The sequence below is a fragment of the Vibrio rarus genome (genome assembly GCF_024347075.1).
Lineage (GTDB): Bacteria > Pseudomonadota > Gammaproteobacteria > Enterobacterales > Vibrionaceae > Vibrio > Vibrio rarus.
The window spans coordinates 2,597,421-2,612,969 of record NZ_AP024900.1 but is presented as its reverse complement, the minus strand read 5'-3'; the positions used below and the strand labels follow the sequence as shown (position 1 = coordinate 2,612,969).

Below are 15,549 nucleotides of genomic sequence, written 5' to 3'. Positions count from 1 at the left end.
TGACATTGTTAAAATGGGTTAAGGGTTATTTATGCAAGGATGGGTGGTCGTCCCCGCATCGCTACTTTATTTGGTTCTACTGTTTTTAATTGCATGGTATGGCGATAAACGTCCGCAATGGTTAGCGAGTTGGCGACCGTGGATCTACAGTTTGTCTATTGCCGTGTACTGCACCTCTTGGACCTTTTTTGGTACGGTAGGCCAAGCCGCTAATAACCCTTGGTCATTTCTGCCTGTTTATCTGGCACCGATTATCGTTTTTGTCTTTTTCTGGCGTGTTTTGGCGCGGATGATCTTAGTGGCAAAACGAGAGCACATCAATTCTATTGCCGATTTTATTGCCGCACGCTATGGCAAATCTCAAGGTTTAGCGGTTTTTGTTACTGTCATTTCAGTGGTGGGGATCTTGCCTTACATTGCCTTGCAGATGCGCGGCATAATGACGGGAATAGAGTTTGTTGCTCCCGAAGTATTAGGGGAGTCTAGTCGCCAAAAATACCAAGTATCTTGGTTAATGGTCGTCGCTCTTGCGACCTTTACCGTCTTATTTGGCACCCGTCATATTGATAATACCGAGCACCATCGCGGGATGATGATGGCCATCGCTTTTGAATCTATTGTGAAGCTGGTGGCGTTCTTATTTGTTGGCCTGTTTGTGGTGACACTAGTGTGGAAAAAGGGTGATATTGCGCTGTGGGACATTGCTCAGCAAACCTATTCTCCGCCAAATATTCCCACCCTATTGATTCATACCGTGTTAACTATGATGGCCATATTCTGCTTGCCTCGACAGTTTCATACTATGGTGGTCGAAAACGAACGGGCTCATGACTTGCACGCCGCGCGCCGTGTATTTCCCAGCTACTTAGCCTTGATGGGGCTATTTGTGTTACCCATAGCCTGGGTGGGATCCAGTTTATTACCAAACACACCTGCTGACAGTTATGTCATCAGTATTCCTCTGGCTCTAGGGGCGGAAAGCGTCGCCCTACTGGCCTTTATCGGTGGGGTATCGGCGGCCAGTGGCATGGTGATAGTGTCAACCATAGCTCTGGCTATCATGGTGTCAAATGACTTAGTTATGCCTTTGCTTTTGCGCCGTATGAAGTTATCACAGCATAACTTTCGCCACTTTTCTGGGCGCTTGTTAGTCATTCGTCGGGTCCTCATTGTTCTGTTGATTGTTGGGGCGTGGTTTTTCTATCAAGTGCTCGACAGTATTGGCAGCTTATCTGCTATTGGCTTTCTCTCTTTTGCTGCTGTGACTCAATTTGCCCCAGCCTTGCTTGGCGGAATGTACTGGCGTCATGGTAACCGCAATGGCGTATATGTGGGGTTAGTGGTTGGCTTTATTTTATGGTTAGTGACCTTAATGAGCCAAACCGGCATTTTGGCAGGGGATGCGGGAAGCAATGTGTTGTTGTGGGTCATCTCGCCACCAGAATTTTTGGCACACTTAGAGATTAAAAGTTCAGACTGGGGAATGCTGCTTAGCATTACCGCTAATAGTGTTTGTTATGTATTGGTGTCTATGGTCACTCGGCCAAATATTAGTGAGCGCTTACAGTCCGCCGCTTTTATTGGTTCCCCCCTTCCTGAGTCGGATAATATCAGTCTTTACCAAAGCCGGGTGACGGTGGCGGAGCTTGAGTTGGTTGCATCCAAGTTTGTTGGAAGGCATCGAGTGCGCAGTGCGTTTAATCAATTTTGGAGTCAGCAAGATGAAGTGTTGTTGCCAAATCAGTACGCCCCATCAACCTTGATTCGACATACAGAGAGAGTGTTAGCCGGTGTGTTTGGCGCATCTTCGGCAAAGTTAGTGCTTACTTCTGCGTTGCAAGGCAAAAATATGCAGCTGGATGAGGTGGCGACGATTGTTGATGAAGCCTCTGAATTATATGACTTTAGTCGCAGCCTATTGCAAGGTGCTATAGAGCATATTGAGCAAGGTATTGCGGTAGTGGATAAACAGTTGCGTTTGGTGGCATGGAACCAACGATATTTAGAGCTGTTTAAGTTTCCTCAAGGGCTTATTCAGGTGGGGAGACCCATTGCTGATATTATTCGGCATAATGCTGAGCAAGGGCTTTGCGGGCCGGGCGATCCTGAAATACATGTGCAGCGACGCCTTGAGCACTTAAGGCGCGGGACCACGCATACTTCTTCTCGTCAGCGTGCTGACGGGCGAGTGATCGAGGTGCAGGGTAACCCTATGCCCAGTGGTGGTTTTGCTATGAGTTTTAGTGACATTACTGTGTATCGGCAAGCCGAACAGGCATTAAAAGATGCGAATGTAACGCTAGAAGAGCGCGTACAAGAACGCACGCACGAGCTTGAGCAGTTGAACCGTCAGTTAACTATTGCCACGCAGCGCTCAGAGCAAGAGTCTCAATCCAAATCGCGTTTCTTGGCGGCGGTCAGCCATGATTTGATGCAACCTTTAAATGCCGCCCGTTTATTTACCTCTTCCTTATCGGAAATGGCGACAGATAAAGAAACGCAGCGCGTGGCAGGTCATATTGAAAGTGCTATGGAAGCGGCCGAAGAGCTCATTAGTGATTTGCTCGATATCTCACGCCTAGAATCAGGGAAGCTAGAAACACAAGTTCAGGTCTTTGCTTTGAGTGACATGTTGTCAAATTTGGATGCCGAATTTGCCGTTATTGCTGAGCAGCAAGGCATTAATTTTAGAACGGTATCCACATCGCTCTTTGTACGCTCTGATGGCAAGTTATTGCGCAGAGTTATTCAAAACTTTCTCACCAACGCCTTTCGATACAGCCCGCAAGGTAAAGTCTTGCTCGGGGTTCGCCGTGAGGGGGGCATGTTATCCATACAAGTTTGGGATAATGGCATTGGCGTTGAAGAAGATAAACAGCAACTTATCTTTGAAGAGTTTACTCGCACCAATCAAATACGTTCAGATAAAGGGTTAGGCTTGGGCCTGGCGATATCAAAGGGTATTGCTCAGTTGCTGGGACATCATATCTCTTTACGTTCTTGGCCGGGTATGGGCAGTGTCTTTTCTGTTACTGTTCCTCTTGCGGATAAAACCCCACTAAATATAACCCCTGCCATTACCAGTGAATTAGCCCCAGCCCCTTTGAGTCATTTATGCGTGTTATGTGTTGATGATGACGTCTCTATTTTGCAAGGAATGGAGAACTTACTGCAACGGTGGGGGTGCAATGTAAAGCTCGCTACCGATTTAGAGCAGAGCTTGCTGAGACTGGAAGGTGGTTGGCAACCGGACATTATTTTGTCAGATTATCGATTAGACGATGGCAAAACGGGGTTGCAAGTATTGCAACGTTTTCGTCAAGTGATAGGGGGAGAGTTTAGTGGCGTTATTATTAGTGCCGATCGAACGCCAGATATCATTGAGCAAGTGAGCGATGCAGGGTTCGAATTTTTACCCAAGCCGGTGAAACCGTTGCGCCTTCGAACCCTACTGAATACATTATCGGATTAGTTTTCTTCGGTGAATAGCGTCTCATAGGTGACAAAAGTGGTCTCTGTTTCACCATAATACAGAGTGTCATTAGCTTGAACTGCGATGCGAAGTTTTTTGTTTTTAATATCCGTAACAGGTAATGACACTGCCCAGTTTCGCATATCTTGATTGGTGGAGGTCATGGCTATTGGGTTGGCATCGGCTTCATCAGCTAAGGCCACTTTAATCCCTTGCAGTGGGAATTTTGATTTCAGGGTTAACTGCAAGCTATCAGAGGTGAGCTTTTCTGAGCGGAACTGTACTTTAAACTCGCCATTTTCAAAATCACATAAGCCACTGGTATAGCGACAATTTGATTTACTGATCAGTTTATAGCTTTTACCTTGTTTCGCGGCGTGCGGTTTTTCACTTACCGCCATATCAACCCCAAAATAGGTAATGACAGCCAAAATAGGTGCAACTAATAGAGCAACGATAAAGTGTTTGTTTTTGAACATTTTTGCATCCTAGCGACAATGTAAATAGTGGAGGTGATTGATTAAAGGTGTCATTTTCCTAAACACCACCTTGTTACCATACTTGAGTGAGGCGATTAAAAAAGCCCCCGCAGGGGCTTTTGTGGACTAGATTAAACTAATCTTAATGGTCTTGAGCTGAGCCTGCACCAGCAGGAACACGAACGTGCTCAACAAGGTCTTTTACCTCTTGTGGCGTTTCAGCCGTTACTTTTGATACCGCAAATGCCACAACAAAATTGAACACAGCTCCAATGGCACCAAAGGCGTTTGGTTCAATACCTAGGAACCAGTTACTCCCCCAACTCTGTAGGAACTTCCAATCGGCAACAAATAGGATGCCTTTGTGTTGGAATACATAGAACAGAGTAATACTGATACCTGCGATCATACCTGCAATCGCCCCTTCTTTATTGATGCCTTTGCTAAATATACCCATCATCAAGGCAGGGAAGATGGAGGAGGCGGCGAGCCCAAATGCCAGAGCCACTGTACCGGCGGCAAAGCCTGGTGGGTTGAGCCCCAGATACCCCGCAACCCCAATGGCGACGGCCATAGCTATCCGACTGGAGAGCAGTTCGTTTTTCTCGGATATGTTGGGGTTTATCACCCCTTTTATCAGATCGTGCGATATGGCCGAGGATATCGCAAGCAGTAGGCCTGCTGCGGTGGATAACGCGGCCGCCAATCCACCTGCAGCTACTAGAGCAATGACCCAGTTAGGCAATTTTGCAATTTCAGGGTTGGCTAATACCATGATATCTCTATCTACTCTGAGCTCATTGGTTTCAGCACTTGAGGTGTATTGAATTTCTCCATCCGCATTTTTATCTTCAAACCCTAGCAAGCCCGTTTTTTCCCAGTTCTTAAACCAAGCTGGGCGCTCGTCGTAAACAAGGTTTTGACCGGACGGTAGGTTAACGGTTTCCATTAGATTTAAGCGAGCCATTGCCGCTACAGCAGGTGCTGTTGTGTAAAGAATGGCAATGAACACTAGCGCCCAACCGGCAGACGTTCGCGCATCACGCACCTTAGGCACAGTAAAGAAACGAATAATGACATGGGGTAGACCTGCAGTACCTATCATCAAGGACATGGTATACACAAACATATTGAGGGTATCTCCCCGTACATGTGTTGTGTATTCGGTGAAGCCGAGTTCGGTCACCACTTGGTCAAGCCGGTCGAGTAGATAAACATCGGTTCCTGTCATGGTACTGCCGAGACCAATTTGTGGCAGAGCGTGGCCAGTAAGCTGCAAAGAGATAAATACTGCTGGAATAGTGTAAGCAAGAATGAGTACGCAGTATTGAGCTATTTGAGTGTAGGTAATGCCTTTCATGCCACCCATAACGGCATAGATGAAGACAATACACATACCTACGCCAAGTCCTGTGGCATAGTCCACTTCAAGGAAGCGACCAAAGGCTACACCCACGCCTTTCATTTGACCAATAACATAGGTCACAGAGGCGATGATAAGACAGGCTACCGCCACCACTCGGGCAGCTTTAGAGTAGAAGCGTTCGCCAACAAACTCAGGAACGGTGAACTTGCCAAATTTACGCAAGTATGGAGCAAGCAGTAGGGCGAGCAGTACATAACCGCCAGTCCAACCCATAAGGAAAACAGAGCCACCGTATCCCATGAAGGCAATTAAGCCAGCCATAGAGATAAACGAAGCCGCCGACATCCAGTCTGCTGCGGTTGCCATGCCATTTGCAATGGGGTGAACCCCTCCACCTGCAACATAAAATTCCTTAGTTGTACCGGCTCTTGCCCATATCGCAATCCCGATATAGAGGACAAATGTGGCCCCTACAACAAGGTAGGTAATCGTCTTAAGATCCATCTTTGTTGCTCCTTATTCTTCTACGTTAAATTCGCGGTCAATCTGACGCATCTTCCACGAATAGTAGAAAATAATGCCTAAGAAACAGTAGATAGAGCCTTGTTGTGCAAACCAGAAGCCGAGTTTATATCCACCAATTTGGAATTGATTAAGTTCGTCTACAAATAAAATACCGCAACCGAATGATGCGACAAACCAGATCACCAATAGGCTGATCATCAGTCGCACATTTTTGCTCCAGTAGGCTTTGGCTCGTTCTTCATTTTCAAATGCCATTACCGTCTCCTTACGCTTAGTATGTTAATGAAATGTTTCAAACATACGATAGCAGTGTGCTTCCAATAACGCTTTTCAACTTTGGTCGTGATGAACGTTTGTTGTAAATGTTTTTAAATCAGAAGGTTACGATATGTGTGGGAGAAAGTGTGAGCTTGGGTTTGTATGGTATTAGCCAAAGGTCTAATAAGGATTGGATTGGCAAAAGAGATTATTTGCTCATTATTGCCCTAAGCAGCGGTTAAGATCCCACTTCGGATTGCTGCAGTAAGATAACCGCTTGCGTGCGATTGGTGACGCCAAGTTTGCGGAAAATAGCGGTCATATGCGCTTTTATGGTAGCCACAGAGACATCCAGTTCATAGGCAATTTGTTTGTTGAGCAAACCATCAGCCAACATAGCCAATACTTTATATTGTTGTGGGGTTAGAGAGGCGAGCTTATCTGTGATATCACTGTATTGTTGGGCGTGTTTCACTAAATGTTCGGGAAAGAATTGATCGCCATTGAGAACTTGATTTAGGGCATTAATTAGGCTGCGCATATCACTGGATTTAGGAATAAAACCAAAAGCGCCATGGCTTTTTACTTGGCTGACTACCGAAGGATCTTCACTTGCGGATATGACAACAACGGCAATATCTGGAAACTCACTGCGTAACTGCATTAGCCCTGACATGCCATTCGCACCTGGCATTTTCAGATCCAGCAGAATAAGGTCAACGTCTTGTTGTTTGCGTAGCAGTTCAAGCAAGGTGTTAAGTGAATCGGCTTCAAGTAAGTTCGCCCCACTAATGGCCATATGCACTGATTGAAATAGAGCATTCCTAAATAACGGGTGATCATCAGCGATAACAATAGTATAGGTGGCGTCCATGTCACTTGTATCCATGTTGTTAGAGTTTATTTAATAGATTATTAATACTTTTCATGCAATGAACAACATTGAGGAGTGAAAACTCTGGGCTATATCGATATTTATTGAGCAGATTGAAAAATGCCCATTCAATGAGGAATGGGCATGTGGGTGTTTTATGGGTTAATGCGCTGCAGGTGATTTAAGAAAGGCTCCGCTTTGACAAAACCGGTGAGTCGAGATGCGGGCTGGTGTTCCCCGTTAGCATCCCAAAACTCGATGGTAGGTAACCCTAGCACATGCATGTGTTCAAGGAGTTTGATGTCCTGCATTTGATTTTTAGTGACATCCGCTTGCAGTAGTACAAACTGAGTCAGTTTTTTCTCTACTTGCGCCTCATGGAAGGTGTATTTCTCAAACTCCTTGCAGGCCACACACCAGTCAGCATAAAAGTCGAGCATCACAGGTTTTCCTGCGAGCTTGGCTTTATCTAGTTGCTGTTGCAATTCAGCAACTGTGCTGACTCGGGTAAAGGAAATTTCAGATGTAACTGGCGCAATATGGCTATCTAAGCCGAGTAATTTATTCCATATAGGTTGTGCTGAACCAATTAAACCTAATACCGCAATGACGCCAATAAGGCTTTGTTTCCAACTGCCAAAAGGTAATTGATTTTTTGCATGATAGAGCCAAGCAAAAAACGAGATCCCTAAAAGAGACCACAGAGCTAACACCCATTGCTCATTGATGATTCTTTCCAAGAAAAATAGCGGAGCTGCCAGTAATACAAAACCGAATACGATTTTGACTTTATCCATCCATAATCCAGCTTTGGGTAAGAAGCGATTACCAAAAACAGCCAGTATGATGAGTGGTATGCCCATCCCTAGAGCTAATGCATATAGAGTGATGGCGCCCGTTAAGATATCGCCGGTTTGAGCCACATACAGCAAGGCTCCAGATAGAGGGGCAGTAGTACAAGGAGAGCACACTAATCCAGATATAATGCCCATAACAAAAGCCCCCAACCAGCGCCCACCTTTTTGCTGATTGCTTATTTCGCTGAGCTTAGTTTGCACGCTACTAGGAAGTTGTAAGTTATATAGGCCAAACATGGATAGCGACAGTAAGACAAACAGGACACTAATGGTGATGAGCACCGCAGGATGCTGCAGTGCCGCCTGAAATTGCATTCCAGCAGAGGCCACCACTAGTCCTAGTAGGGTGTATGTTAACGCCATACCTTGCACATAAATAAAAGACAATGATAGGGCGCGAGCCGAAGACTGTTTGCCATTACCTAAAACTATGCTGGTTAAAATGGGGTACATAGGCAATACACAGGGTGTAAAGGCTAGGCCGATACCGAGTAATAAAAAGATTAATGGCGTCCAAATAGAGTCACTAAGTAGCGCCGCCATATCACTGTCGTTTTTAGGTAGAGCGTCAATGGAGGCGCTCTTGGATGTTTCGGTAGGGGGTATGGTAAGTGCGGTGCTGGTGGTTGTGGCACTGCTCGGTGCTAAGGAAATGACCTTAGTTTCTGGGGGGTAGCAAAACCCTGCTTTAGCACAGCCTTGGTATTGCACGGTAAGTTGTGCGTTATTGTGTGATTCTGTAATGGGCACCGTTATCGTCACAGGCTCAGTGTAAATATTCACTAAGCCAAAAAATTCATCTTTGTACGGTGTGCCATCTCTTAATTGTAACTTACCTAAGGTGGCATTTTGAGCTTGCACATCAAATCGAGACTGATAAAGGTAGTAGCCTTTAGAAACCTGCCACGTTAATTGAACTTGGTTATCCTGTTGGATAGTCGTAAAAGGGAAGGCTTGCTCTACGGTTTTAAAGGCCGGTTGACCAAAGCTTGCTTGCTCAAAGTTCGGTTGAGGCGTAGGCGTCGTTTGACTGCTAAACGCGGCCAAAGTGGCGTGAGAAAAGCATAATAACAATAATGAGATTAGGGTTGAGCGCATAGTGTCCGTACAAATCGAATTCAGTTAATAAAGAGACCTGATAGAGGGGTGTTAAGTTTCGTCGTCTATCGTATTAATTTAGATTAAAACAGAAAGAGGCGCATAGTGCGCCCCTTTTTATGTTAAGTAGTGAACTTAAATAAGCGGTGACTTAAATAAAGAAACTACCAATTAAGAAGCCAAGTGTTACTGATGTGGCAATGGTAACCACTCCAGGGATGATGAAAGGGTGGTTAAACACATATTTACCGATTCGAGTTGAACCCGTGTCATCCATTTCTACCGCCGCCAAAAGTGTTGGATAGGTTGGCAATACAAACAAAGCGCTCACCGCCGCAAATGAAGCTACCGCAGTAAGAGGAGCTACGCCAATGGCAAGAGCTGCAGGCATCAGTGCCACAGTGGTCGCTCCTTGAGAGTAAAGCAACATAGACGCTAGGAATAACACGATAGCCAGCATCCATGGGTAGGTTTCTAGCAGTGCTCCCGCCACTTCTTTAATGTCATTAACATGCGCGTTCACAAAGGTAGAGCCAAGCCAAGCCACACCTAATACACACACACAAGCGGTCATACCGGAACGGAACGTCGCCGCTGATGGAATTAGAGACGCATCAATCTTAGTGGTGAGAACAATAATGGCAGCAGCACCGAGCATCACCGTCATGATGGCTTCGTTTCGACCTAAGTGCGGGTTTTCAATCAAGCCAACAGAACCAGAGATGGCTGCCGCATATAGGACCACAAATAAAATGGCACCTAAGAAAATAAAGGTCGCACGTTTTGCTGTTGGCAGTATTTCACGTTGGGTACTGCTATTTAGTTTGATGAGTCCTTGCTCTAGACGCTCCTGATAAACAGGGTCATCTTTAAGTGAACAGCCAATAAAGTTGGCAACAAACGCCCCTATCATACATGCGATAAAAGTGGTTGGAATGCACACAGCAAGTAGAGTGAGGTAATCGACACCGAGAGGATCAAGCATGGCTGCAAAAGCGACTACGGCAGCAGAAATTGGTGAAGCGGTAATTGCAATTTGTGAGGCCACAACGGCAATAGAAAGAGGTCTTGAAGGGCGAATGCCTTGGCCTTTTGCTACTTCGGCAATAACCGGTAGAGTTGAGAATGCAGTATGCCCAGTACCCGCCATAAGGGTCATGAAAAAGGTTACGATCGGCGCGTAGAAGGTGATTCTTTCTGGGTGTTTGCGTAAGAAGTTTTCGGCCAGTTGTACCAGCCAATCCATACCACCTGCCACTTGCATTGCGGCAATAGCGGTAATGACCGACATAATAATTAGTATAACGTCGACCGGTATAAACGCTTGGCTAGTTGGGACACCAAGCCCCAAAGAGAGCGCAATAACGCCTAGTCCGCCCGCGAGACCAATGCCTATACCGCCAATTCTGGCACCTATATAGATGAACACCAGAACAACCAGTAGTTGTATCATTATCATTGTTGTTTCCTTTCGTTTAATTAAATTGTGTTAGTAACATTAAGCTCAAATTTCAGGCATAAAATTTGAGCTTATCGAATGAAAAGAGACGGTACCTATTTGCTGTGAGTTTGTTCGAAGCGCTTAGCTCGATATTGTGGCTTCATTAAGTTTTCAGCTGAGAAGATATCTTCCAGTTCCGCCTCTGTAAGCAGTCCACGCTCTAAAACCACTTCACGGACATTTTTGCCTGTTTGAGCACAAATTTTACCGACGATATCGCCTTCGTGATGTCCTATATATGGGTTTAAATAGGTGACGATACCGATGGAGTTGAAAACGTGACTTTCACAAACCTCTTTGTTTACGGTAATGCCGGCAATGCATTTATCACGCAGATTGACACAGGCATTGGTTAAAATGGTTAGGGATTCAAACATGCTTTGCGCAATGACGGGTTCCATTACGTTTAACTGAAGTTGCCCCCCTTCTGCTGCAAATGAGATGGTGTTGTCATTTCCCAACACCTTAAAGCACACTTGGTTAACCACCTCGGGAACCACAGGGTTTACTTTAGCGGGCATGATAGATGAACCGGCTTGAAGCTCCGGTAAGTTGAGTTCATTAAGGCCTGCGCGTGGCCCTGAGGATAATAGGCGCAGGTCATTACAAATTTTAGAAAGCTTAACGGCAAGACGTTTAAGTGCGCCGTGCATCATGACATAAGCACCACAGTCTGAAGTGGCTTCGATGAGATCTTCTGATGGCACACACTCAAGCCCAGTGACTTCGGCTAAGGCTTTGACAGCCAACTCTTGATAGCCTTCGGCAGCGTTTAATCCCGTTCCAATCGCCGTTGCCCCTAAATTAACCTCAAGCAGCAGTTTGGCGGTGTATTGTAGGTTGCGAATCTCCTCGGACAGGGTGACCGACCACGCATGAAACTCTTGGCCCACGGTCATAGGTACCGCATCTTGTAACTGGGTACGTCCCATTTTGAGGATGCCGTCAAATTCAGTGCTTTTATCGGCAAAGGCACATTTTAAATACTCAATGGCTTCAATAAGTTTACTGACGCTGTTGTATACCGCGATGCGGAAGCCAGTGGGGTATGCACAGTTGGTTGATTGACTTTTGTTAACGTCATCATTGGGGTTAACAATGTCGTATTGGCCTTTCTCTTTGCCCATGAGTTCAAGGGCTAGGTTGGCAATCACTTCGTTGGTATTCATGTTGACTGAGGTGCCTGCCCCCCCCTGAAAGACATCGGAAGGGAATTGGTCCATACAACGTCCTGTTTCCAGTATGACGTCACATGCCTCAATGATGTGCTGAGCAACATCGGGTTGAATAACACCAAGTTCTTTATTGGCGATGGTCGCCGCTTTTTTCGTCATAACCATGCCGCGAACAAATTCCGGCACATCGGAAATCGTCATACTTGAAATGGTAAAGTTTTCAATAGCGCGCAGGGTGTGGATACCATAATAGGCGTCGGCAGGAACATGGCGTTGCCCAAGGAGATCTTCTTCTATACGGGTGGCTAACAGTGCAGCAGATGTTGTCATAGCATGGACCTTTATTCATCTTATTTGATATAACAATGAATAGTTTAGAAGTAACTATTCATTTATCAATTCAGTTTAATGAGTCCATTCGTAGATTATTTAGCGATAAAATCAGACTAGATTTCATATGCAACACCATACATGGAATAAGAAAATAAAAATTATAAATTGATCACTTTTACGAGGGAAAAACACAGAATTTTGCACACAATGACCATTGCTTGGTATTTGTGTGAGATGAAAGGCGGCTAAAGGTATATAACAATTGAGCTTATACCCTTTTTGAGCTTAAACTGAGCACCTTAATGTGAGGAGGATGCATGTTTCCTATTTTATTGTTGTTATTCATATGTGTACCCATAGTTGAAATAGGTCTATTTATTCAAGTAGGTGGATTCCTCGGGGTTTGGACTACGATAGCAATCGTTATTTCGACTGCGTTAATTGGCGCATCATTGGTGCGCAGTCAGGGGATTGCAACGCTTCTTTCCGTGCAGTCTCGTCTCCAACAAGGTGAAATGCCGGCTCAGCAAATTGTTGAGGGTGTCATGCTAGCTGTGGCAGGGGTACTATTGCTGACTCCTGGCTTTATGACCGATACATTGGGTATGGTGGTTTTACTACCTAAACCGAGAGCGATTATTGCTCGTCAGTTAATGAAGAAAGTCAAAGTTAATGGCATGCACTCGGGTTTTCAGGGGCATACGCACTTTGGGCAGAACGGTCCTTTTCAGCAAAAAGAGGACGGGGATGTGTTTGAAGGTGAGTACGAGAAAAAAGACGATCAAGATAAAGACCGTCTTAATTAATCATCCATATTATAGAGTGATTTAGATCGCGTCAGGGAAGCCCATCTGACGCCATGCTTCGAAAGCAATAATGGCTACGGCATTCGATAGGTTGAGTGAGCGACTATCCGGAACCATTGGAATGCGTACTCTTTGTGACATAGGCAGAGCATCGATTAAGTCTGCGGGTAATCCACGAGTCTCTGGGCCAAACAACAACACATCGCCGTGTTGGTATTGGGCATCTACGTGGTGTCCCGTCGTTTTAGTGGTGCAAGCAAAAATGCGATATTCGCCTTCTCGCTCATTTAAATACTCGATAAAAGCTTGGTAGTTTTTATGGCGCTTAACACGGGCTAAGTCGTGATAATCAAGCCCGGCACGTCTTACTTTTTTCTCTTCTAAATCAAACCCTAATGGCTCGATAAGATGTAAGTTTGCGCCGCAGTTTGCGCAAAGTCTAATGATGTTGCCTGTATTAGGCGCAATTTCGGGTTCGTATAAGGCAATGTCAAACATAAGCTGTACTGTAATTAAAATGAATGGGGGCAGTATATACCCAAACCTATCTTAGGTGCACTGCCCGTTAGAGATACTATTTAATGGATACCACTAAATTTGTATTGGCAAACATACGGTCATTTTTAACCCGCCGAGCAAGCTTCCCGCTTGCGCTTTAATGGTACCGTTGTGCTGTAAAATAGCACTTTCAGTGATGGCTAAGCCCAGCCCAGTACCGCCACTTTCTCTGTCTCTTGCTTCTGAAACGCGGTAGAAGGGGCGGAAAATACTTTCTAACTCATCTTCAGCAACGCCATCACCATCATCCTCGACAATAAAGGTGAGCTGATTATTGTGGATAGAAAACTGTATATCGATCTTTGAATGTCCATAACGAATGGCGTTACGCACGATATTTTCAAAGGCGCTGGTTAGCAGTTTTTTATTACCGGTTAATTTGACCTTAGGTACCGCTTGGAAATGCAGATCTATATGGTTATGTTCCGCTTCAAATTGCGCATCTTGTAATATCTCGCCCCATAATGAGTGAGCGTCCAGTAGGGCTCGATTGTGGTGGCTGTCTATTTGTATACGTGACAAATCCAACAGATCTTTAATCATCTGCTCTAATCTTTCGGCTTCTGTTTCTATACGTTGTAGCTCTTTAGACGTGCCTTGCTTACGGATAGCCAGTGCATTGGCCATTGTTAAACGTGTTAAGGGAGAGCGAAGCTCATGGGAAATGTCAGATAATAGTTTTTGTTGTCCCGATACCATTTGATTAATAGAGAGCACCATTTGATTAAAGCTCGCACCGGTTTGCTTAAACTCACTCGTCCCTTTCTCAAGGCTAGGATCAACGATAAATTCGCCGCGAGTCACGCGTTTTGCTGCTCGCTCAAGTTTGTGAGCGGGTAAACTTAATCGCCAAGCACATAACAACAATAAGGGGGTGCTTATTAGCATAATAAATAACAGTAATTTAAAGGGCGCATCTAAGAACTGGTAGAGGATCGGCGGTGGACGTTTGGTAGAGAACCCTGCATAGACAGTGTAGTTTTCGCCATTAATAATAATGGGGAAGGGACCTGCAACCATATAACGTCCAAACAATTGCTGGTTGGGTTCTTTAGCATTGACATATTGCGCCGCCATCGATTGCAGAGCTTGACGTTTTGGGCCACTTGCGCGACTGAGAAGGCGACCTTGCTCACTGACTAAATAGAGTCGAAAATCTTTACTGCCAAAGCGTCGCTCTTCTAAGTTTTTTAGCGCGAGGTGTGGGGTAGGGCTATCGGTGACCTTTTGCTCTATGGAGGATACCAGGCGATTGATTTTATTTAGAGAGTCGTGCTTTATCGCATGAGATTTTCTCGGATCGAGTTTTTGTAAACCAATGACCGCTAGCAAAACGACTAAAATAGTGAGCCAAAAGATGGCGAAGATACGACCGTAGAGGCTGTTGGATTTAGGCAGTCTCATTGTGTGCTCTCAATAAATAGATAGCCTTTACCACGTAATGTTTTGATGCGAGGTTTTCCATCTGCTCGTTCCGGTAGCTTTTTACGTAAGTTGGAAACGTGCATATCGACCGCTCTATCAAAAGCGGCTAAGCGTTTACCGAGTACATCAAGGCTAATGCTCTCTTTGGTGAGCACTTCACCGGGGTGGCGTAAAAAGTACTCTAAAAGGCTGAATTCTGTGCCCGTTAGATCGAGCAGAGTGTCGTTACAATAGGCTTCTTGAGCCCCTGGGTTGAGTGTGATGTCTTGAAAAACAGTACCCGCGGTTGTAGTAACTGGAGTGCATGTGCGACGCAAAATAGCGCGAATACGAGCCAGTAACTCTCTATCACTGAACGGTTTTGGCAGAAAATCATCAGCGCCAAGCTCTAGACCGATCACTCTATCAACCTCCTCTCCTTTAGCGGTCAGAAATAACACCGGAGTTTGCCAGTTTTCACGCAGCTGTTTTAGCATTTGCATGCCGTTCATTTTCGGCATCATGATGTCGAGTAAAATCAGGTCAACACTTTCATCGACGGCATTTAACCCCTCTTGCCCATTATGGGCTTGCGATACAGCAAAACCTTCGTAAGTAAGAATGTCTTCTAATAGAGCCGTTAACTCGATGTCATCATCGACCAATAGTATATGGTGCATAAAAAATTCTCACTTTACTGCTATCTTCAATACTTAGATTGTAAGGGGATTAGGAAAAGGATGGGGGCGATTTACTTATCTTTACGTTCAACATACCGCACTTTACAAGAGAACTATTATTATAAAAACACCTGCTGAAAACAGCAGCCTATGTCTAAATAAT

At 45.1% G+C, this 15,549-nt stretch carries 12 protein-coding genes; 2 read left to right on the top strand and 10 right to left on the bottom strand.

Translation table 11 applies throughout. The features are described 5' to 3' along the window. Positions 1 to 31 precede the first annotated feature (31 nt). On the top strand, positions 32 to 3,472 hold the full coding sequence (locus OCU56_RS11915; protein ID WP_261873411.1) for a PAS domain-containing hybrid sensor histidine kinase/response regulator: 3,441 nt from the start codon (positions 32 to 34) through the stop codon (positions 3,470 to 3,472). Here the strand turns inward: OCU56_RS11915 and OCU56_RS11910 are convergent. The 7 genes from OCU56_RS11910 to aspA form a co-directional block, all read right to left on the bottom strand. Next, complete coding sequence (locus OCU56_RS11910; RefSeq protein WP_261873410.1) at positions 3,469 to 3,951, bottom strand: hypothetical protein; 483 nt, start codon at positions 3,949 to 3,951, stop codon at positions 3,469 to 3,471. The two genes, OCU56_RS11915 and OCU56_RS11910, sit on opposite strands and share 4 nt — an antisense overlap. Positions 3,952 to 4,093: 142 nt before the next feature. Next, the gene (locus tag OCU56_RS11905) at positions 4,094 to 5,821 is read right to left on the bottom strand and encodes a sodium:solute symporter family protein (RefSeq protein ID WP_261873409.1); all 1,728 of its coding nucleotides are present in this window, start codon (positions 5,819 to 5,821) and stop codon (positions 4,094 to 4,096) included. 12 nt (positions 5,822 to 5,833) lie between these two features. Further along, a complete protein-coding gene (locus OCU56_RS11900; protein ID WP_261873408.1) occupies positions 5,834 to 6,097 on the bottom strand; it encodes a DUF4212 domain-containing protein in 264 nt (87 codons plus the stop codon). 241 nt (positions 6,098 to 6,338) lie between these two features. Continuing rightward, positions 6,339 to 6,974: a response regulator transcription factor gene (locus OCU56_RS11895; RefSeq protein ID WP_261873407.1), complete on the bottom strand. Its 636-nt coding sequence runs from the start codon at positions 6,972 to 6,974 to the stop codon at positions 6,339 to 6,341. Positions 6,975 to 7,129: 155 nt separating this feature from the next. Next, a complete protein-coding gene (locus OCU56_RS11890; RefSeq protein ID WP_261873406.1) occupies positions 7,130 to 8,929 on the bottom strand; it encodes a protein-disulfide reductase DsbD in 1,800 nt (599 codons plus the stop codon). A gap of 151 nt (positions 8,930 to 9,080) precedes the next feature. Beyond that, positions 9,081 to 10,388, bottom strand: a complete 1,308-nt coding sequence (locus OCU56_RS11885) for an anaerobic C4-dicarboxylate transporter (protein WP_261873405.1) — start codon at positions 10,386 to 10,388, stop codon at positions 9,081 to 9,083. 95 nt (positions 10,389 to 10,483) lie between these two features. Next, positions 10,484 to 11,935, bottom strand: a complete 1,452-nt coding sequence (aspA, locus tag OCU56_RS11880) for an aspartate ammonia-lyase (protein ID WP_261873404.1) — start codon at positions 11,933 to 11,935, stop codon at positions 10,484 to 10,486. 320 nt (positions 11,936 to 12,255) lie between these two features. Between aspA and OCU56_RS11875 the strand changes: the two genes are divergently transcribed. Further along, complete coding sequence (locus OCU56_RS11875; protein ID WP_261873403.1) at positions 12,256 to 12,744, top strand: FxsA family protein; 489 nt, start codon at positions 12,256 to 12,258, stop codon at positions 12,742 to 12,744. A 21-nt stretch (positions 12,745 to 12,765) separates the two neighbouring features. On the opposite strand, the gene trmL is transcribed toward OCU56_RS11875, so the two are convergent. From trmL to OCU56_RS11860, 3 genes are all read right to left on the bottom strand, one after another. Continuing rightward, the gene (trmL, locus tag OCU56_RS11870) at positions 12,766 to 13,242 is read right to left on the bottom strand and encodes a tRNA (uridine(34)/cytosine(34)/5-carboxymethylaminomethyluridine(34)-2'-O)-methyltransferase TrmL (RefSeq protein ID WP_261873402.1); all 477 of its coding nucleotides are present in this window, start codon (positions 13,240 to 13,242) and stop codon (positions 12,766 to 12,768) included. Positions 13,243 to 13,335: 93 nt separating this feature from the next. Next, positions 13,336 to 14,706: an envelope stress sensor histidine kinase CpxA gene (cpxA, locus tag OCU56_RS11865; RefSeq protein ID WP_261873401.1), complete on the bottom strand. Its 1,371-nt coding sequence runs from the start codon at positions 14,704 to 14,706 to the stop codon at positions 13,336 to 13,338. Beyond that, the gene (locus OCU56_RS11860; RefSeq protein ID WP_261873400.1) at positions 14,703 to 15,386 is read right to left on the bottom strand and encodes a response regulator; all 684 of its coding nucleotides are present in this window, start codon (positions 15,384 to 15,386) and stop codon (positions 14,703 to 14,705) included. The genes cpxA and OCU56_RS11860 overlap by 4 nt, the downstream gene beginning before the upstream one ends. Positions 15,387 to 15,549 lie beyond the last annotated feature (163 nt).

Coding starts and splice junctions, on each gene's coding strand:
- cpxA (WP_261873401.1), bottom strand. CDS start 14,706: ATGAGACTGCCTAAATCCAACAGCCTCTACGGTCGTATCTTCGCCATC.
- OCU56_RS11890 (WP_261873406.1), bottom strand. CDS start 8,929: ATGCGCTCAACCCTAATCTCATTATTGTTATTATGCTTTTCTCACGCC.
- OCU56_RS11915 (WP_261873411.1), top strand. CDS start 32: ATGCAAGGATGGGTGGTCGTCCCCGCATCGCTACTTTATTTGGTTCTA.
- OCU56_RS11895 (WP_261873407.1), bottom strand. CDS start 6,974: ATGGACGCCACCTATACTATTGTTATCGCTGATGATCACCCGTTATTT.
- OCU56_RS11860 (WP_261873400.1), bottom strand. CDS start 15,386: ATGCACCATATACTATTGGTCGATGATGACATCGAGTTAACGGCTCTA.
- OCU56_RS11885 (WP_261873405.1), bottom strand. CDS start 10,388: ATGATAATGATACAACTACTGGTTGTTCTGGTGTTCATCTATATAGGT.
- OCU56_RS11905 (WP_261873409.1), bottom strand. CDS start 5,821: ATGGATCTTAAGACGATTACCTACCTTGTTGTAGGGGCCACATTTGTC.
- aspA (WP_261873404.1), bottom strand. CDS start 11,935: ATGACAACATCTGCTGCACTGTTAGCCACCCGTATAGAAGAAGATCTC.
- OCU56_RS11875 (WP_261873403.1), top strand. CDS start 12,256: ATGTTTCCTATTTTATTGTTGTTATTCATATGTGTACCCATAGTTGAA.
- OCU56_RS11910 (WP_261873410.1), bottom strand. CDS start 3,951: ATGTTCAAAAACAAACACTTTATCGTTGCTCTATTAGTTGCACCTATT.
- OCU56_RS11900 (WP_261873408.1), bottom strand. CDS start 6,097: ATGGCATTTGAAAATGAAGAACGAGCCAAAGCCTACTGGAGCAAAAAT.
- trmL (WP_261873402.1), bottom strand. CDS start 13,242: ATGTTTGACATTGCCTTATACGAACCCGAAATTGCGCCTAATACAGGC.